Raw genomic sequence first — 18352 nt, forward strand, 5'->3', positions numbered from 1 at the left:
TTCCCTTTAACTTAATACCGCTTAATGAGATATCGTCCACTCAAAAAAGGAGGCCATCATCCAGATGAATAGCCTCTTTTTGTTAATCTGATTAACGATACCCCGAAGCGTCCGCAGGCTTACCGGCGCCTTGCACCTCTACCATATACCGCCAAGCATCCGGCTTCGAGCCGTCAAGATCGTAAAAGCCATAAATTTTCGCAAGCTCGCCGCTCGAAAGCGATTTCCCGTTCCAGCGTGCGACCTCCGGGTCGCCTGCAAGCGCAGCAACTGCCCGCCCTACATATCGAGTCGTTTCCGAAATGATGAAATGCGGCTCCTTTTCTAAAGCATCCTGCCAGTTTTCTTCCCGAACGCCATAATGCTCCAGCATGATTTCGGAGCGCATCCAGCCCGGAGTCAAAGAGACTGCTGTGCATTGATGCGGCTCAAGCTCGCGGGCAAGCGACTGAGCCATGCGATTAACGGATGTTTTCGCCAAATCGTAGTACATCGACAGCCGATAATTGTCCTTGTTATACTCTTCAGTTCCATCCGTCATTTCCACGACAAGTCCCCCGCCGCTCTTAATCAGCAATGACAGCGCAAAATGGCTCGTAATAAGATGAGTGTCAATCGCAAGCCGCAGTATCCGAAGCCCTTTTTCCAGCGAATGCTCCCATATCGGGACGTTCCATTCTACCAAATATTCCGCTCCCCAAATATCGTTGACCAGCACATCTAACCGCCCTTGCTCACTTTCTATTCGCTGTACCAATTCTTGAACCTGAACGGGGTCCAAATGATCGACAGCAACCGCAATGCCATTGCCCCCAGCAGCCGTTACTAGCTCGGCCGTTTCTTCAATCGTTTCGGGCCGATTGTATTCGGAGCGTTGCGTTCTCGTTGTCCGTCCCGTCACATAAACGGTCGCTCCTGCCGCTCCTAGCTCAATCGCTATTCCTCGCCCGGCACCACGGGTCCCTCCTGCTACCAAAGCCACTTTTCCCTCTAATGGTTTCATGCTTCGCTTCAGCCCCTTTACTGTTATTGTTCCATTATAAAAGGCCAATAAGACAGCTTATGTCATATTAATTTCTGTAATTTAATATCTGTAACCTAATAAATCGCAGCACTAAGTAGGCATAAAAAAAAGGCCGCAACAGGCGCTTGCTTTCAGCCTGTCACAGCCCTGAACAACTGATTATGGTATTTGACTTGAACCCACTGTAATTTCACAGCTTGCCTGATTTATAGCAATGTATGAAGAGTCCATTAAAGCACCTGGTACAAAGGTTACCTTCACAATATCTCCTTGAGCCAATGTAGTGCTTTCAAACATTAACATGGCCCCAGGGCTCATCATATCCCAACCTAAAGTACCTGTACTAATATTAATCGTCACGGGAGAAGCACTATCCGGATTCACTACAATAGATTGAACAAGTCCGGAGAGGCTGGTAATACCTAAGGTCGAATGGCTTAGTGCAGTATTAAATTTCAACATAAGACCTGAAGTGTTGCCGGCATTAACATTTAAAAGCGACACTGCTGGTTGGGGTTGCGATTCTGTATAATACACCACTGCAAAACCAATTACACGATTGCTGTTATCTGCTGCAGCCAGCGCAATCCAAACTTTCCCTCCGCTTACATCAATGTCCTCCCCCGCAGTATATGCGGTGCCGATAAAAGCCGTATCGGCGGCTGGTGTGGCAGGAATGGACGTGCTCGTTTTAATGAGCCATTTTGTAGCTCCCGCTGGTAAATTATTTAGTCCAATAAACTTTGCGGTTCCCGCCGCTGAGCCCGCTACAGGACTCCCATAGTGTCTAGGATAATACAACTCAATTGGCGATGCGGCGATATGCGACGCCTCTACGGTAATATCGGCGAATTTGACAACTAGCCCGCTTGCGTTTACTTCATACAGGCCAATATGATGACCAGCCGTCACATTTTCAATGTTCATTCCAGAAACATATGAACTCAAACTTGTCGCATTATAGCCTACATGGGGCGTAGTGAATGCATTAGGCTGAACTTGAATTCGAATGCTGTTGCCGGCAGCAGGGCTATGCGAAATAGCGATCGAACCTGCTACAGTACCCGAACTCACCACATATCCCGTTATAGCAGGGGCTGGTGTCGACGTTGGTGTCGATGTCGGTGTCGACGTTGGTGTCGACGTTGGCGTTGGTGCTGGTGTCGACGTTGGCGTTGGTGCTGGTGTCGACGTTGGCGTTGGTGTTGGTGTTGGTGTTGGTGTCGGTGTTGGTGTTGGTGTCGGCGTATTCAGCTCTTTTTGTATTTGTTCATATGCCTGTTGTCCGCCATAAGCCCCTACAACAAGATCGGCTCGTGTAGCCAATTTTGTCCCGTCAGTGCCTTCAGGTAAAATCTTTTTCTGCACAGCTTCATTGAGCGCGTTTGCGTACCAGGGACTGCTTTTCAAGTCCGGTTTGCTGCCCAGTCCTCTAACTAATGCTGTAGCAAATTGACCAAATGTGACGTCACTCGAAGGCTGAAACCTCCCCTCTCCGACACCGTCTACTAATCCTGCCTTTTTGGCCGCTTCAATATATTTGATTGCCCAGCCATTGGCCGGATCATTAGCACTAACATCGCTGAAAGTGGACGTCTGTACACTGTCATCAATCTTGACGCCATAAATTAAAGTAAGCACTTTTGCGAATTGCGCCCGTGTCATGTTCTCGTCAATTCCAAATGAGTCATTGCCTGATCCTTGAAAAACCCCCTTTGCCAGCAAGGCATCAATTTTAGCTTTGAGCGCTGCGTCTATCCCCGCCAAATCTTTAAAATCGGCCGTTGTTTTTGGGGCTGCTTCGTTTGCTGCTCCAACTGGAACAACCGCTTGAAGCCAAAACACGCTTAATGCCAATGACAGAATAAACCGTTTGAAATACTTCTTATTCATTGTTCGACACTCCCTTTTCAAATAAGTCATTTAACCTATAAGTTATATCGACTTTACTTTTTGTTTTATTTAGGCAAACTTGCAATAAATGAGCTAAAAGAGCGATGTGCAGCTGAATGATCAAAACTGTACGATCGAAACAAGCTTGTCCAGCTCCTCTTAATAGAGCAAAAACGCAAAAAAAGGCCGCAACAGTTAGCCTTTCGGCATTCTGCTACAGCCCCGCTCCCCTAACCATTTCACTACTCCCACTCATTGTGAACAATATTATTGTTCGTCCCTTGATCCTTAATATTTCGCGGCTTATTGTCCTTAAATCGGTTTTCAAAAACGAAGTTTGCCGTATGCGGCGCTCGAATAAATACCCCATTGTTGCCATTACTCACGATCTGATTCTGCTGAATGTCATTGAAATCCGAAAATACCGCCAAGCCGCTCCCGCGATTGTTTTTGATCCCATTGTTGAGCGCCAAATTATAATTGAACGCGAACGTCGCCCCGTTCCCCCGATTGTTATTTAGGGTACTGTCCAAAATAAGATTGTTTGTACTCCCCGCGAGCACCCCATTTTTGCCGTTGCGATTAAGCTTGTTGTCAAAAATAAGCGTATTGTCGGATTCGCTCGTCACAATTCCATCGCTTTTATTGCCGGAAATCCGGTTTCCTACGATAGCATTATGAAGGCCTCGACTTACCACTATACCGGATATGGAATTATCCCTCAGCTTATTTCCAATCACCCAGTTACCGGGGGAGCCGATTAGTTGAATGCCGCAGCCAGGCTGGGCGGTGCCAATCCGTTTAATGTTATTTCTCAACAATAGATTGCCGGCCGATTGATTGGCAAAAACGCCAAACGGTCGCCCCTTCCCTCTGCGTCCGCTTATCCCGCTAATTTTGTTTTCCAAAATGGGGTGCGATTTCCCCTTTTCGATTCGGATGCCTCCGGAAATGTAGTTTTTTATTTTAAAACCGTCGATTTCCACTCCTGCGACGCTATTTAAGGAGATCGCCACCGTCAAAATATGTCTGCCGTCCAAAACCGCTTGTCGCTTATCCTTAGCCACGATCCGCAAGTTATTTTTGTTGCTTCCTATCCTCACCGTTTCATGATAAGTGCCCTTATGCACCAAAATAACGTCGCCTTCGTGCGCTATAGCCACAGCGTCCTGGATGGGCGTCGGGCTGCCCGGGAACACCTCGATAATCGCCACTTCGATCACTCCTGCCCATCAGAATTTACAATTTTGTAATAGTAAATTCCTTCAGATGCAATAGTGAAACGACTTGCTGACTAAAATGCCCCGCCCTTTTTGCAAAGCCTTGTCCATAAAGACGCCTCATCCTTGCTAGCCCCATAAGAAAACCTAATTACGTACAGCGATATAAATTTCAACTTGTCCATTACTCGGATCGATATGGGGAGCATAAAACTCAAAGTCGCCCGTAAACGCCCGCTCGTTGCCGGGCCTCCTCGACCATTGCCATATGCCGGCCCACGCTTGCTGAACCATCTCAATAATAGGGCCCTGCTCTGTTACAAAAACCGCATAGGTCGCGGACGGTACGGTGAATGTTTTGACCGATTCGGGATATTCCGATGCTACGGTCTGCGGCTCCTGTTTCACCTGTACGCTGACCATCACTTCGTACAACCCGGCGTCGCCATTTTCATAATCGAAATAACAACTGAATACGCCCGGCTTCTCGATACGGTCAGCCAATTGCCCTTCTATTTGACGCGAATAAAATTGTCCAAAAAGACCGCCGATTTTGCCGCTGCCGCTCAGCTCATCCGTATTCGTCGTGACGACGCTAATTCCGGCTAGCGTAAAAGCGGGAAGGGTCTCAAAGCGAGCTGGCTCAATTGGTTTATCGTTTTGTTTCATTGCAATCATTCTCCTTATGGTTGGAATGAACCTAGTATAAAACAACCAACCTGACAGCTATATGTCAAGTTGGTTGACCCGTTTTATACATATCTGCAATCCGCCTTGCACGATCGGCAATGATTTCCCGCAGATGGGACGGCTCCAGCACCTCGGCATGGTGACCGAGACTGAGGATGAAGCTGTACAGCCATTCATCTTCCCGGTAAACCTTTCGAACCAGCCATCCCCCGTCATCCATCGGCATCAGCTCCTCCACTCCAAAAAACTCCTCAGCTACAAAGCGGGAATCGGCATGGAATCGCAAAACGAACTCCGTCCCCTTGGAAGAAACCGGCAGCGTTTGTCCTGCCAAATCCTCATCACGGGGAAGCTCCCGGCGCAGAAAGATTTCCCCTTCCACAACCCTCATATCCTTCATTCTCTTGAGCTTAAATAGCCGAAACTGCTCCTTCTCCAAACAATAAGCTTGCAAGTACCAATGCTTCCCTTTCAAAATGAGTCGGTGAGGCTCGACTGTACGATGGGTGATATCTCCATTTGGACTCGAATATGCGAACTCCGCTAAACGACAGTTGTCTACTGCATCCTTTAATAAAATAAGCTTCGGCTTCAGCTTTTCATTGCCGTCCCACGGTGAAAAATCAATCAGCACGCCATTCGCTTTATGCCGGAAATGGTCAGCTTCCGAGGTCGGCACCACGCTGTTCATTTTTTCAACCAGCCCTCTAAAAGGTTCGCTGTCATATGAAGTAGAGATGCTTTGCAAAGCGGTCACAATCGCGGCCAGCTCATCGCTCGTCAGAACGTTTCGATCGAGACGGTACCCTTCGGACAATCCAATGCCGCCATTCGCTCCCTGATAGGTAACAATCGGAATGCCCGCCGCATTAATCGCATCTATATCCCGATAAATCGTCCTCACCGACACCTCAAACCGATCCGCAAGCTCCTTCGCTTGCACGATGCGCCGATTCAACAGCAAAATGATGATCGACAGCAGTCTTTCCAGCTTCATTGCTCAGCCCTCCAATTCCCAAAACGACAACCGCAAAATAACTAATCTACTCAAAAAATAAGCCGCTCACTCTGTTCCCCGATCTATCAACGTTGCGAAAAATTCTCTCGTCAAAGCAATCGCTTGCTCCAAATCGTTGGTTGTCCCGGCAAAAGGATGGACTGCGCCAAACGTATGCGTCGCATCTTCTAGCTTTTCGAAGCGATGATGGGAAGCTGCTTCCTGCAGCCGCGCAAAGCCATTTATTAGCCGCTCCGAATCTCTCATTCCTTGAATGAACAGGACAGGCGTGCGAAGCTCCGCCGCTTTCGCTACAATATCGAACCGTTCCCTATTCGCATCCAAATCCTCGAAAAACAACTTTTCGATCGGCATCCGCTGCTTAGTTCTTGCGTTTTCCACATAGCCGACTCCATCCCGCAGCACACCCTCGCGAAAAGCTTCATCGAACAAATTGACATTGGCTATCCCGTTCCATGAAGCAACACCTCGTATTTCCGAATGCTCAGCCGCAAACAGAACACTATTTCCGCCGCCTCGGCTATGTCCTACTAAATAAATTTGCTCACGGTCCAAATGTTCGGCAAAAGGGAGTTTTCCTTCCAGCAAAGCAGCCAGCACAGCCGAAAGATCCTTTTGCTCTTGCGAATAGGTGTTGCGCCCGAACTTCTCCAGCTCGTCGAAATCGCTCTCATTTACTCCATTATGCGAGAAATTAAAAGTAATGACGGCAAAGCCCTGCCCCGCAAACCGTTCGGAAACATATGGGAAAAACGCCCAATCCTTAAATCCTTTGAAGCCGTGCGCAAGAAGAAGGACAGGCCCTCGCTCATTGCCCTCCTTCACCCTCACATCCCCTTTAATCGAAATCCCCGGTTCCGGTTCCAGCGTAAATGTAAGATGTATAATGCCACTCACGCTCATAACAACCATACCCCCATATTTGTCATTAAATTCACCTTCCCGTATTCCTAGTTATTATCATCATAACATTTAAGACAACTCTAACCAGTCTCAAAAATGAGCAATTTTGATTCCGTTAATTTCTCTTTTTCTAAACCCGATCCCCCTTTATGATTAGTGAAGGCAAAAGCTACTCATTAAAAAAGGGGGGTCGGCCTTTTGAAACCAATCGTTCAACTTTTGCATTTTGGCTACCATCAGGCGATGAGCTGTATCTTTCCGGTCGCGATATTTGGAACTTTGGCTCTCTCCAGTTTGATAGATATCCCGTTCATTTATCGTTATGATCTCATCTTGCTTGTTTTGCTCGGCGTTCAATACATCATGTACCGCAGCGGCCTTGAGACTCTCGATGAAATAAAGGTCATCTGTCTGTTCCACATCATTGGACTCGCGCTCGAATTGTATAAGGTTCATATGGGGTCATGGGCATACCCGGAGCCGGGGTATACGAAGCTGTTCGGGGTCCCGCTCTACAGCGGATTTATGTATGCAAGCGTGGCTAGCTTTATGTGCCAAATATGGCGGAGATTGCAGATGGACATGACGGGCTGGCCTGGGTTGTGGCCTTCGGCATTGCTGGGCGGAGCGATCTACTTCAACTTTTTCACCCACCACTTTATTCCCGATTTCCGTTGGTGGTTGACGGCGCTCGTTTTTATCGTGTTTTGGAAAACATGGATTATTTACAGGGTACGGGACGCCACTTATCGAATGCCCTTGTCGCTCGCATTTATCATTGTCGGATTTTTTATATGGCTGGCCGAAAATATCGCTACCTTCTTCAATGCATGGAAGTACCCGGATCAACATGAGTCCTGGCAGCTCGTCAGCTTTAGCAAAATCAGCTCATGGTTTCTGCTTGTCATCATCAGCGTCATTATCGTCGCGCAGCTGAAACATGTAAAAGCCGGACGCAAAACAACCCGCTAATCCAGCCGTAAACTAGCATATGCAGCAGCAGTTTCAACTCAACCTCTTTATGGCTGCATATGCCTCTACATGTTCACATACGCATCAAAGCTGCTGCATATGCCTCTACATGTTCACATACGCATCAAAGCTGCTGCATATGCCTCTTCATGTTCACATACGCATCAAAGCTGCTGCATACGCCTAACCATGTTCATACTCGCATCAAGGCCGAGCCTTATTGTTCGTTTCCTAGCTTCAATCGTTGCCTTGCTTCAAATGACGAACCGCATGAATCGCCACCCGAATAAGCAGCACCGCACTAATCAAAATGCCGGTATACCCAAAAAGGTTTACCATATTAAATTCATCTCCCGAGGTATCCCCGCTCAAGCTGAGCAAACCGATTGAAATTCCTCCAAACGCAGTCCCAACGAATGCAAGCAAAATCTGCGAAATCCATTTGGTCACAAAAGAGGTGTTTGCCTTGTCTGAGAAAAAGCCGACTTTAACGGAAAACTCGCCTTTCTCCAGCATAGAGCCGAGATGATCGAGCCGCCTTGGTAGCCTTCGGATGACGGGGATCAACTCCAACAGCTCATTTGTCGCCGTCTCCTTCAAATCCTTGGCTGAAGTAACCGGTAGAAACTGGGCCGTATGTTGTTTGGCGAAACGCCGCGACTCCTCCATCAGGCTGAACGCCGGATTCAATTGCATCATAGTTCCTTCCAGCGTGATAAGCGAACGGAACGCTCCGGCCACATTCGGGTAAAAGGACAATTCGAACTCGCCGATCATTCGAAACAGCCCTCTAATGAAAGCATCCGAGCTTCCCGCCACATCGTAGGCCGTCTGGACGAGCAACTGGCTAATCGCTTGCTCCAGCTCCTCCTGATCGATCTCATCTCTCGACTCCACCAATTGCATAAGCGAATCCATAATCATGTACGGGCTCCGTTTCTCAAAGCCGATCAGTAGCCTTTTCAGCGCATCGAGCTGCAACGTGCCAAGTCGGCCAACCGAACCGAAGTCCAGCAATGCCGGAGTTCCGTCGTTCAAAATATAAACGTTGCCGGGATGAGGATCGGCGTGAAAAATGCCCTTAAAAAAGATTTGCTCCAGCATGCAGTCAAAAATACGCCTCTGTATGTCCAAACGATCGATGCCGCGCTCATCCAAAATAACGGTGCCATTTTTGACGCTGGCGCCTTCCATGTATTCCATAACGAGCACTTTCGAATTGCTGAGCTTCCGGTATACATGCGGGATTTTTACGCTCGACGAGCTATCCAACAAGGAGGCCGTCACTTGCGCATAATTGCGCGCTTCAATTCGAAAGTCGGTTTCTTCCTTCATCGCTGCGGAGAAGCCTTTGGCCAGATCGAGGAAACCGATGTTTTTTGCCCAGGCCGATTTTTTGGAAACCCAGGCAGCGAATCGAACCAACATATCAAGGTCGCGCTGCAGCTTTGAGGAAATATCGGGACGCAGCAGCTTAACAACCACAGGCTTGCCCCCCTCACGCAGGGTAGCGCGATGGACTTGTCCAATGGAGGCGGCGGCGAGCGGTTCCATCTCAAAGGAAAGAAACAATTCGTCCTTCGGCCTCACTAGCTCCTTCGCCAAAATATCTTCGACTTGCGCCGTCGTCAGCCGGATCACATTTTCTTGCAAATGCGACAGCTCTTCCACAATTGCCGGGGGAAGGAGATCCGAACGTGTCGAGAGCACCTGACCGAATTTAATAAAAAATCCGCCGCAAGCTTCCAGCGTCTTGCGAAGCGACACCGCCAGCCTCTCGTTCGAGGCGGGAGTTCGTTTGAGCGCCAAGTTTTTGCCTACGCCGTTCCTAAGCGCAATAAAAAACACTTGAGCATACCTACGTTGTCTGCTCCACCAGGCGGACAATCTTTTAAACGGATTTTTGGCGTCGGCAAGGCGTTCTCCCCTCTCGCCCATAGAAAGCGGATAGAACATTTCGAAAAAAAGATAGAAGAGCAAAGAAACGATGACCATGCTGAGCAGCCATAACCATCCGGCCATCCCGAACTGTTCCTCTTGATTGTATTGCAAGTATCCATACCAATAGACGGCTGATGTCACAATGACGCTAAGAAGCGAAGCCATCACTTGTTTAAAAAAGCTGATTCTAGTTCCCACCAATCGGCCTATTAAAAAAATCATAACAACAGCTAGCAAAATGAACTGATAATACACGTTCTTCACTCCTGTCCATAGAGAATTGCATCTCTATTATACTTAATTTTGGTAATAGCCACACGAATGGATAGGTTATCGCCAAATAATCTAAACGATGTTATTATAAATAAATTCAAAATAATTAAAAAAGGAATGAACCAAATGACAGCAGCTAGTCCCGACTACTGGATTTCCAATCTTGGCTTACTCCCTCATCCCGAGGGCGGGTACTATAGACGAACCTATCAAGGGGAAGAAAAGATTAGCGATCAGGAATTATCCGTTCAATTCGACGGTCACCGCATGCTTTATACCAGCATCTATTTTTTATTGCGCTCGCAGGACATCTCTCATTTCCATCGGTTGAAATCGGATGAATTGTGGTACTATCATGCCGGAAGCCCGCTGACGGTTCATGTCATTCACGAAAACGGCACTTATGAGGAAATCAAGCTGGGCAAAAACCTCGAAAACAACGAAACGATGCAATATTTGGTGCCCAAAAACTCCATTTTTGGCTCCTCCGTTCTAGAGCCGGATACTTTCTCTCTAGTTGGCTGCATGGTCGCACCCGGATTTGATTTCCAAGATTTTGAGCTATTTACGCAAAAAGAGCTGCTTGCTCTATATCCCGAGCATCATGAGGTCATTCAAAAAATGGCCTACGAACAAATTCCGGTTACCGCCTATTAAAATAAACAAGCCGCAAGTCAAGACGATGGATCGTCCAGACTTGCGGCTTATTTTATAGGCCGCGTTCCAGCAGCAAATCGGTTAGCAGCTCCAGTTGAGCTTCCAAGGAGATCGGGTCAAAATAGGAAAATCGCTCCTTATCCAGCTCGAACACGCGATGACCCTTAACCGCCGCAATCTCCTTCCAGACCTCTTTATCCTGCATACATTCGACCCCTTCGCCTTCGTTCACGACAAACAAATAATCGGAAGCCCCCGCATAGTGGGGCAGCAGCTCAATGGGCAATTGTTGCGCAATTTGCTTTCCGCTTTCGATTAGCTGACGAACCTTAATTGGCGCTTCTAGTCCGAGCCCGCGGTAAACCGCCCAGCCGCTGCGCCCGTAATTGTCGCCGAACACGGCAAAGCGGCTTCCTCCTGCTTCAATCCGAATAATGGCCGCCGTCCGCTTGTCGATTGCCATTCCGGCAGCCGCAAGCTTGGCCCGGGAAGCAGCCGCTTTCCCTCCATAGCGGGCAATAAATTGCTCCGCCGCCTGATGATGATCAATGAGCCCTCCGATCAGACGGATATCTTCATATACATTTCGTTTGCCGTCGTATGGAATGACTACAGTCGGGGCTATTTTCGAAAATTGGCCGTAATCCTTCAGATGGTTGTCATTCATCAAAATCAGGTCGGGCTCAAGCGCCGCGATTGCCTCAAGTGTCGGTTGAGCGCCTACATCGACGATCCCATTCTCCTGATGCCGCAAAAATTCGCTGCCGCCCCACCACGTCAAGTTCGCGCCTACCGGCTTAACCCCCATCGCCATCAAAATACCGGCGTAATACAGCGCCACAATTTTAAGCTCGCGCCTTCGTTTCGATATAAAATGTTTAGGAGCCATACCGACCATTTGCTTGAATCGCCTGCTAAAATAATACACATCTTGAAATCCCGCGTTTCGAGCAACCGTGCTTAAATCGTCGTTCGATACAAGAAGCTGCTTTTTCGCCTCGTCGATACGAAGCTCGGTCATGTAATCAATTGGACTTTGGCCGGTCAGTTCTTTGAACAGATATGTATATTGCCTTACGGGGATATTGGCTTTGCCCGCGAGCTGCGTGACGCTGACACTCTGTGCTAAGTTCGCATGCAGCTCGTCAATCGTCCGGCTAACCGCGCTGCGCGGATTCTGTTTGGACTGCTCACTCTTTTCGCATAAATGATAAAGAAGCTGCTGCAAACGAATATGCTGCCGGTATCCTGCCAGTCCCGCCGCATGCTCCCGATGTTCAAACATCTCGTCAAGCATAGCAAACCACTGCATTAGAGGCCCCGTATCCAGCATACCGCCCGGCAACGACGCGCTCCAACTTCCTTCCGCACCGCCACCCTGTTCGTTGGAATTTATGGTCCGCTCCATCCGAAAGGAAAGCCGGTAAAGCTCCAGCCCTTCGCTGCCCGCGCATTTCACTTCGAATAACGTTCCGGGCGGTGCCAAAAAGCTGCTCCCTCTGCCGAGACTGACGCGCTTGCCGTCAATCACTCCCGATCCGCTCCCTTTAATTACAGCAATCAGCGTATGATCATGGATGAACAGCTTAACCGGCATGCCTCCGGCCGGGAACTCTATTTGCTCCATTTTGACAAAAGTAAACAAATGAGTTTGAAAGGGCAAATCTATGTCGCACATGCAGCTTCAGCCCCTTTTAAATTGAGAATAGTTATCATTTAACTCTATCCTTATTTTAACGTTAAGGGCAAAGCCTATCAACCTAGTTTCACTGGAAAAATACAAGAAACGCCCCAGTCCGCTAACAAGCGAAGCTGAGACGTTTTCTTTTTAATAGCTTCAATGAGTCAGCCGCTATTACGAATGTTTAAGCAGCAAATCGGTGATCAGATCCATTTGAGAATCGATGGAGATCGGATCGAAGTAGAAGTATTGCTTTCCTTCCAGCTCGATTGCTTTGTTGTTTTGGACGGCAGGAATCGTCTTCCACGTTTCGCTGTTCGTGATCGCTTCCATGCCTTCTCCTTCATTCGATACTAAAATATAGTCGGCATCGGCTACATATTCCGGAAGCAGCTCAATGGCCAATTGCTGGACAAGCTGCGACTTTTGGTCCGTCAGCTCCTTCTCGATTTTTGCAGGCATCTTCAGATTAAGCCCTTTGTAAACCGGCCAGCCGGCTCTTCCATAGTTATAGCCAAAGATCGAGAATTGACTGCCTTTTCCTTCGATTCGGATGATCGCAACCTTAGCGTTTTCATCAATTTTTCCAGCAATCTTTTCTCTAGAGGCTTTAGCTTTTTCCTCAAATTTTTTCAGCAGCTCATTCCCTGCCTCCGGCTTGCCGAGCAGCTCGCCTAGCAGCTTTGCGTCGTCATAGGTGCTGTTCGCCGGATCGTATGGAAGCAGAATCGACGGGGCGATTTTGGAAAACTCCGCGTAGTCTTCGGCATTGTTGCTGTTCATAATGATCAGGTCCGGCTCCAGCTCCGCTACCTTCTCTAACGAAGGCGGGCCGCCTACATCGACGAGTCCCGACTCCAGCTCTGTCAAGAACGGGCTGCCTCCCCACCAAGTCAAGTTTGCGCCAACCGGCTTCATATCGAAAGCAAGCAGCAGGTGATGATAGTATAGAGCCACAATCCGTTTCGGTTCAGCCGGAATTTCCACATCTCCGTTAACTGTGCTTACCACGCGCGTTTCCGCTTTTTTCTCTTCTTTTGTTTCTCCGCCGCAGGCGCTGACCAAAGCGGCCACTAGCGCAAGGACGACCCCCACGACAACATATTTCATTTTGTTTGCTAGCATCTGTAACCCTCCATGTTGATAATTATTCTCATTAACAATCATTATAGGGAGTGGCTTCGGCTCAAACAATAGATTTTTAGGCTAAAATAGCCCCCTTTCCGGCCAAACGTTGTCGTTTTGTCCAAATACGCCACAGCATCAAAAAAGCCCCTCCCAGCAACTGGGAGAAGGCTTTTGGAATCGGGATTTCGTTAACCTTTCGTTACCCTTTTGTTCTCGTCATCAAATACAAGAAGTAGGGCGCTCCGATGACGGCTGTCACGATGCCCGTTGGAATTTCGTTTGGCTGCAAGAGTGAACGTCCGATTGTATCCGACACAAGAACAAGCAGCGCTCCAAGCAGCGCGGAGACGGGCAGCAGCCCTTGATGCTTAGGGCCGACAAGACGTTTCGCCAAATGCGGCGCAATAAGACCGACAAAGCCGATGCCTCCGCTGACCGCAACGCAAGAAGCGGCTAACGCCACTCCGGCGGCAAGCAGCTTAATCTGCTCCCGCGAAACATGCGCGCCAAGTCCGCGGGCCGTTATATCGCTCAAGTTCAGCACGTTTAACGTCTGCGATTTGAACATGACATAAGGGATCAGAACAATGAGCCATGGCAGCAGCGCAAGCACGAATTTCCAGTTTGTGCCCCAGATAGAGCCGGCTAGCCAAGTAGCGACAAGCTGATATTTCTCCGGGTTAAGACGCAGCGTCAGCACGATCATGGCCGCGCTAATGCCGGCCGCCACAGCAACGCCCGTCAGGATGAGCCTCGTCGGCATAATACCTTCGTGCTTTTTGTACGAAAGGACATAAATGAGCAGCGCCGTTAACATCGCCCCTCCGAAAGCCAGCATCGGCAGGAAAAAGGTAGGCACGTTTGCCATCGTCGGGAAAAACGATACGTACAGCATCACGACCAGGCCTGCCCCCGCATTTATGCCCAAAATGCCGGGATCGGCAAGCGCATTGCGCGCGATTCCTTGCATAATGCAGCCGGAAAGAGCAAGCCCGGCGCCGATCAGCATCGAAATGACGATGCGCGGCAGTCTGAACTGGAACAGAACAAGCTCTTGCTTGTCCGTCCCTTGTCCGAATAAAGTCAGAAACAGCTCACTAGGCGTCAGGGCGATTACGCCTGTATTCATGCTAATAATAAACGTCGTTAAGATCAGCAGTCCAAGAATGCTAATGACGAAAATAGAACGATTGCGCCGTTTTCGCTCGATGGAATCGATAACAGATTCAGCAGTATTCATGGTGACGGATTGCATTTACAGCTGCCTCCTTTCCTTGCGCGCCAAATACAGGAAGAACGGCACGCCTATAAGTGCAATAATCGCGCCGACCGGGGTCTCCTCCGGCGGATTGACCATACGGGCGCCGATATCGGCAAAGACCACAAGCAATGCGCCAAGTACAGCCGAGCACGGAATGATCCAGCGATAATCCACGCCAACCAGCTTCCTCGTCAAATGGGGAATTATAAGGCCGACGAAACCAACCGCGCCAACGACGGCTACAGCTGAACCGGCCAAGATGAGCACAACAACGCTGCAGGCTGCTTTTACAAGAAACGTCCGCTGTCCAAGACCGCGTGCAATATCTTCGCCAAGACTTAGCATCGTGACCGAACGTGAAAGGATAATAGCCGCAATGAGCGCCGCAGCTACCCATGGCGCCATTACTTGCAGCTGCTCCCAGCGTGTGCCGGCTACTCCGCCCGCATACCAAAACGCGAGGTCTTGCCCGATTTTAAAATACAATGCGATCCCCTCAGCAAGCGCGCTAAGCAAAGCGCTCAGCGCTGCACCAGCGAGCACGAGCCGGGCAGGCGACAGCCCCCCTTTGGCCAGCAAACCGATGCCGTAAACGAGACCGGCGCCAAGCGCCGCACCCAAAAAGGAGAACAAGATCAAAGTCATAAACGGCATAGACGGGAAAAAAGCGAAACAAACGGCCAGCATAAATCCAGCGCCGGAGTTAATGCCGAGCAGCCCGGAATCGGCCAGCGGATTGCGGGTCATCCCCTGCATAATTGCGCCTGCTACCGCGAAGCTTGCCCCTACCATCGCTCCTCCAAAAACACGCGGAAGTCGCAGCTCTTGTATAATCTGATGTTCGGTCAGCTTCGGATTAAAGTGGAAGATGGCGTCCCATACGACGCGGAATGAAATGTCCGCGGCTCCTAAATTAATGGACAGGAGCAAACCGAGCACCAGCGTGATCAGTCCACCGAATAAGACGACTGAAGCAGCCAACGGACGGCTTCTAAGCTTAACTGTCGGCGGTCGTTCTCCGGACGCTCCGGTCGCAGCCGATGAAAAATGAGATGTTTGCGATGACTTGCTTGATGTAGTCGACATGTTTTCTCCTATACCTTCTCATCAGTTAATGATATTGATTCTCAGTCACAATTACAATGAAATTATAGGTGATGTATACAAGGTTTGCAATGGTAATGCATAAATTTGCATAAACTCGTTGCAAGATTCATGCCTGGAATATCGGCTCAGCTCACTTATTCGCAACACAAAAAAGCACTCCGTCACAGGAACGATGTGCTTTCTGTTATCCCTATTATCGTCTGATACTACTCTAAGAGTCGTAATTGATGATTACGGGACATTTATTAATCTCCATGTATTTCCCTTCACATTTTTTTATCTCTTCAAATATTTTATCTTTATTTTTTTAGTATAAATTGCAATTGAATAGTCAAATGGAGCTGCTTCCTTCCCCATATTAGTGCTGCACTCAGGCAATGGTTGCTTCATGAAAAAGGCTTCTTGTTGTAATGTCGGCCTTTTTCTCATGCAAACAAACAACCGTACGGGTCCCTCCTGACTCAACCGACGTAAGAGACCCTTTTGACTCAGTCGTCATGTGAGCTTTTACCGCTTATCGCACTTGCGCCTGAGGCCTGCTCCTCCGTCTCCTTTTAGCCCCCGATTCGACCGCCATATCCCACTTTTAAAAACTTGTCGTTGACAATTCATTACAGTCATCATATTATGTATCCATAGATGATATATCCATTAATGATATATCTAAAACGGATATATTGAGAGGAGGATTCATTTTGGCCAAAAGCAGCTCATTGGACTCGGAACAACTAACAGATGCCGCCTATTATATTCTCTTGTCTTTGCTCGAACCTAGACACGGATACGGCATTATGAACTATATTGAGCAATTAACGGAAGGCGAATTTGCAATCGGACCTGCCACCGCCTATACGTTGATCAAAAAGCTGCTGGACAACGGCTGTATCGTCTTATTCGACGAGCCGGACAACGAACGCCGCAAAATGTACAGTCTAACCAGCAGAGGGAAAATATTGCTCAAGCAAGAGGTAGGACGAAGAAGCCGCATGGCTCAGCATGGACAAATCGCTTTTCAAAACGAAGAGGGGGCAACGAAAGATGTCTAAAGATATGCGCATCATTTCATCCATGGGACTTGCATTTTCCGAGCATAGAGAGATGAGGAAGCTTGAAAGATTGGCCGCCCGGGGCTGGCTGTTGGATTCGTTCGCTTTTGCGGGGTATCGCGTACGCAGAGGAAAACCTCAGCGGTTGACTTACTGCGTAGATTACAATCACGAGGCTATAAAAGATATGGACAATTATATCGAGATGTTTAGCGCGGGAGGCTGGACTAAAGTGTGCTCGACGGAGCGCATCCACATTTTTTCCGCTCCGAAGGGAACCCGCAAAATTTACACCGATGACGATACAGCCGTAGAGAAATATAGGAGCGCCATTAAGCTTATGAAGCCGGTTCTTTTCCTCCCGATTGCCACTCTGCTTTTGTTCGCTTTGTTTGCGGCACTTAAGCTGACGGACGGCAGCGAGACGCTACAACAATGGGCCAGCGCGGCAGGTGTCCTCAGCCTTATCCCAAGCTTGCCGATTGCTATGACGTACACCATGTATGCGATTAGGTTAAATAAAGCGAGCAGAAGAAAATAAGAGATTGGGGCCAAGGCCGACAGCCGTTAACAAGGGAAGCTGACCGGCCTTTTTTGTTGCCACTTATTCCGTGACTAGGGCAATATACTCCTCCTTCCGTTTCCCCTTACTCCGAGGCTAGGGTCATATACTGCTCCATCCATTGCTTAATAAAATGAAATACCTTTTTGGCCGCGGGAGATGCGGTTTCATAGGATGGGATGGCAAGACCGATCATACGGTCATACTCGCCTTCAAGCGGCCGGCGGCTTACATTGCCGGGAATTTGAGAAGCCGTCATTTCGGGAAGAATGCTTATTCCCAGGCCGTTTTGGACCATAGCCAAAATCGCTTGGTCTCCTTCTATTTCATACTTGATGAGCGGCTGAAATCGCTGCTCGGAAAAAATTCTTTGCAAGTCGGTGCTGCATCCCGCAACCGGCATAATAAATGGCTCTCCCCCCAGCTCCTCCAGTTTAATAGAGGTTTCACGCTCAAGCGGATGGCCCGCGGGAAACACGCACATCATTCTATCCTTTTTCAAAGGAACGGTATGGAAGGATTCTAAGGTAGGCAGCGTAATAAACGCTAAGTCAATCGTTCCATCAAGCAGTCCCTTTTCCATTTCGCGATGGTTGCCATCTATAAACTTGATCTCAATGCTGGCACACTTGCTATGAAACTCTTTTAAAATGAAGGGCAGCCAGTGGATGGCAACACTAGAAAACGTGCCTAGCTTCACAGTGCCGATATCGACACCTTTTAACGCACCCACCTCTTGATGCAGCTTTTCGTTCGATTGCAGCACTTGCCGGATATGCGGAATTAATCGCTCCCCGTCGGCCGTAAGACGAACGCCCGCTTTGCTCCTTTTTAGAAGATGCAATCCAAACTCAGCCTCTAGGCCAGATACGGCGTGACTGACTGCGGATTGCGTTAAATTTAACTGATCCCCCGCTTTGGTAAGGCTTTTTAGTTCCACCACTTTGCTGAAAATCAAATATTTAATGAGACTCAT

The 18352-nt window shown here is 48.6% G+C and carries 16 protein-coding genes; 4 read left to right on the top strand and 12 right to left on the bottom strand.

The window, feature by feature from the left end; all coding sequences use genetic code 11:
- Window positions 1-91 precede the first annotated feature (91 nt).
- The 6 genes from ACFQZE_RS15580 to ACFQZE_RS15605 all read right to left on the bottom strand — a co-directional run bounded on the left by ACFQZE_RS15580 (window position 92) and on the right by ACFQZE_RS15605 (window position 6748).
- Window positions 92-1003 carry an SDR family oxidoreductase gene (locus tag ACFQZE_RS15580; protein ID WP_379358567.1) on the bottom strand — a complete coding sequence of 304 codons (912 nt, stop codon included), beginning with the start codon at window positions 1001-1003 and terminating at the stop codon, window positions 92-94.
- A gap of 180 nt (window positions 1004-1183) precedes the next feature.
- Window positions 1184-2917, bottom strand: coding sequence for an S-layer homology domain-containing protein (locus ACFQZE_RS15585; RefSeq protein ID WP_379358569.1), 1734 nt, complete (start codon window positions 2915-2917; stop codon window positions 1184-1186).
- 242 nt (window positions 2918-3159) lie between these two features.
- Window positions 3160-4131: a right-handed parallel beta-helix repeat-containing protein gene (locus ACFQZE_RS15590; protein WP_379358571.1), complete on the bottom strand. Its 972-nt coding sequence runs from the start codon at window positions 4129-4131 to the stop codon at window positions 3160-3162.
- A 153-nt stretch (window positions 4132-4284) separates the two neighbouring features.
- On the bottom strand, window positions 4285-4806 hold the full coding sequence (locus ACFQZE_RS15595; protein ID WP_379358573.1) for a GyrI-like domain-containing protein: 522 nt from the start codon (window positions 4804-4806) through the stop codon (window positions 4285-4287).
- Window positions 4807-4870: 64 nt separating this feature from the next.
- Window positions 4871-5824 (bottom strand): helix-turn-helix transcriptional regulator, encoded by a 954-nt coding sequence (locus ACFQZE_RS15600; protein ID WP_379358575.1) that lies wholly within the window; start codon window positions 5822-5824, stop codon window positions 4871-4873.
- Between the two features lie 66 nt (window positions 5825-5890).
- A complete protein-coding gene (locus tag ACFQZE_RS15605; RefSeq protein WP_379358577.1) occupies window positions 5891-6748 on the bottom strand; it encodes an alpha/beta hydrolase family protein in 858 nt (285 codons plus the stop codon).
- Window positions 6749-6946: 198 nt separating this feature from the next.
- Between ACFQZE_RS15605 and ACFQZE_RS15610 the strand changes: the two genes are divergently transcribed.
- Window positions 6947-7720 carry a DUF817 domain-containing protein gene (locus ACFQZE_RS15610; protein ID WP_379358579.1) on the top strand — a complete coding sequence of 258 codons (774 nt, stop codon included), beginning with the start codon at window positions 6947-6949 and terminating at the stop codon, window positions 7718-7720.
- A gap of 237 nt (window positions 7721-7957) precedes the next feature.
- Here the strand turns inward: ACFQZE_RS15610 and ACFQZE_RS15615 are convergent, their stop codons facing one another.
- Window positions 7958-9916 (bottom strand): ABC1 kinase family protein, encoded by a 1959-nt coding sequence (locus ACFQZE_RS15615; protein ID WP_446786389.1) that lies wholly within the window; start codon window positions 9914-9916, stop codon window positions 7958-7960.
- Between the two features lie 144 nt (window positions 9917-10060).
- Here ACFQZE_RS15615 and ACFQZE_RS15625 point away from each other — a divergent pair, with 144 nt between their 5' ends.
- Window positions 10061-10591 carry a cupin domain-containing protein gene (locus tag ACFQZE_RS15625; RefSeq protein WP_379358583.1) on the top strand — a complete coding sequence of 177 codons (531 nt, stop codon included), beginning with the start codon at window positions 10061-10063 and terminating at the stop codon, window positions 10589-10591.
- Window positions 10592-10643: 52 nt separating this feature from the next.
- On the opposite strand, the gene ACFQZE_RS15630 is transcribed toward ACFQZE_RS15625, so the two are convergent.
- The 4 genes from ACFQZE_RS15630 to ACFQZE_RS15645 form a co-directional block, all read right to left on the bottom strand.
- Entirely contained in the window at window positions 10644-12269 is a 1626-nt protein-coding gene (locus tag ACFQZE_RS15630) for an ABC transporter substrate-binding protein (RefSeq protein WP_379358585.1), read from the bottom strand.
- A 177-nt stretch (window positions 12270-12446) separates the two neighbouring features.
- Window positions 12447-13397, bottom strand: coding sequence for an ABC transporter substrate-binding protein (locus ACFQZE_RS15635; protein ID WP_379358587.1), 951 nt, complete (start codon window positions 13395-13397; stop codon window positions 12447-12449).
- A 202-nt stretch (window positions 13398-13599) separates the two neighbouring features.
- Window positions 13600-14655 carry a FecCD family ABC transporter permease gene (locus ACFQZE_RS15640; protein ID WP_379358589.1) on the bottom strand — a complete coding sequence of 352 codons (1056 nt, stop codon included), beginning with the start codon at window positions 14653-14655 and terminating at the stop codon, window positions 13600-13602.
- The gene (locus tag ACFQZE_RS15645; protein WP_379358591.1) at window positions 14656-15747 is read right to left on the bottom strand and encodes a FecCD family ABC transporter permease; all 1092 of its coding nucleotides are present in this window, start codon (window positions 15745-15747) and stop codon (window positions 14656-14658) included.
- 716 nt (window positions 15748-16463) lie between these two features.
- On the opposite strand from ACFQZE_RS15645, the gene ACFQZE_RS15650 reads away from it, so the two are divergent.
- Window positions 16464-16814: a PadR family transcriptional regulator gene (locus ACFQZE_RS15650; protein ID WP_379358593.1), complete on the top strand. Its 351-nt coding sequence runs from the start codon at window positions 16464-16466 to the stop codon at window positions 16812-16814.
- Entirely contained in the window at window positions 16807-17355 is a 549-nt protein-coding gene (locus ACFQZE_RS15655) for a DUF2812 domain-containing protein (RefSeq protein WP_379358595.1), read from the top strand. The genes ACFQZE_RS15650 and ACFQZE_RS15655 overlap by 8 nt, the downstream gene beginning before the upstream one ends.
- A gap of 106 nt (window positions 17356-17461) precedes the next feature.
- On the opposite strand, the gene ACFQZE_RS15660 is transcribed toward ACFQZE_RS15655, so the two are convergent.
- Complete coding sequence (locus tag ACFQZE_RS15660) at window positions 17462-18352, bottom strand: LysR family transcriptional regulator (protein WP_379358597.1); 891 nt, start codon at window positions 18350-18352, stop codon at window positions 17462-17464.

Source organism: Paenibacillus sp. GCM10027627, assembly GCF_042675505.1.
Classification (GTDB): Bacteria; Bacillota; Bacilli; order Paenibacillales; family Paenibacillaceae; genus Pristimantibacillus.

Coding starts and splice junctions, on each gene's coding strand:
- ACFQZE_RS15580 (WP_379358567.1), bottom strand. CDS start 1,003: ATGAAACCATTAGAGGGAAAAGTGGCTTTGGTAGCAGGAGGGACCCGT.
- ACFQZE_RS15645 (WP_379358591.1), bottom strand. CDS start 15,747: ATGTCGACTACATCAAGCAAGTCATCGCAAACATCTCATTTTTCATCG.
- ACFQZE_RS15635 (WP_379358587.1), bottom strand. CDS start 13,397: ATGCTAGCAAACAAAATGAAATATGTTGTCGTGGGGGTCGTCCTTGCG.
- ACFQZE_RS15605 (WP_379358577.1), bottom strand. CDS start 6,748: ATGAGCGTGAGTGGCATTATACATCTTACATTTACGCTGGAACCGGAA.
- ACFQZE_RS15655 (WP_379358595.1), top strand. CDS start 16,807: ATGTCTAAAGATATGCGCATCATTTCATCCATGGGACTTGCATTTTCC.
- ACFQZE_RS15595 (WP_379358573.1), bottom strand. CDS start 4,806: ATGAAACAAAACGATAAACCAATTGAGCCAGCTCGCTTTGAGACCCTT.
- ACFQZE_RS15600 (WP_379358575.1), bottom strand. CDS start 5,824: ATGAAGCTGGAAAGACTGCTGTCGATCATCATTTTGCTGTTGAATCGG.
- ACFQZE_RS15585 (WP_379358569.1), bottom strand. CDS start 2,917: ATGAATAAGAAGTATTTCAAACGGTTTATTCTGTCATTGGCATTAAGC.
- ACFQZE_RS15660 (WP_379358597.1), bottom strand. CDS start 18,352: ATGAGTCTCATTAAATATTTGATTTTCAGCAAAGTGGTGGAACTAAAA.
- ACFQZE_RS15630 (WP_379358585.1), bottom strand. CDS start 12,269: ATGTGCGACATAGATTTGCCCTTTCAAACTCATTTGTTTACTTTTGTC.
- ACFQZE_RS15640 (WP_379358589.1), bottom strand. CDS start 14,655: ATGCAATCCGTCACCATGAATACTGCTGAATCTGTTATCGATTCCATC.
- ACFQZE_RS15625 (WP_379358583.1), top strand. CDS start 10,061: ATGACAGCAGCTAGTCCCGACTACTGGATTTCCAATCTTGGCTTACTC.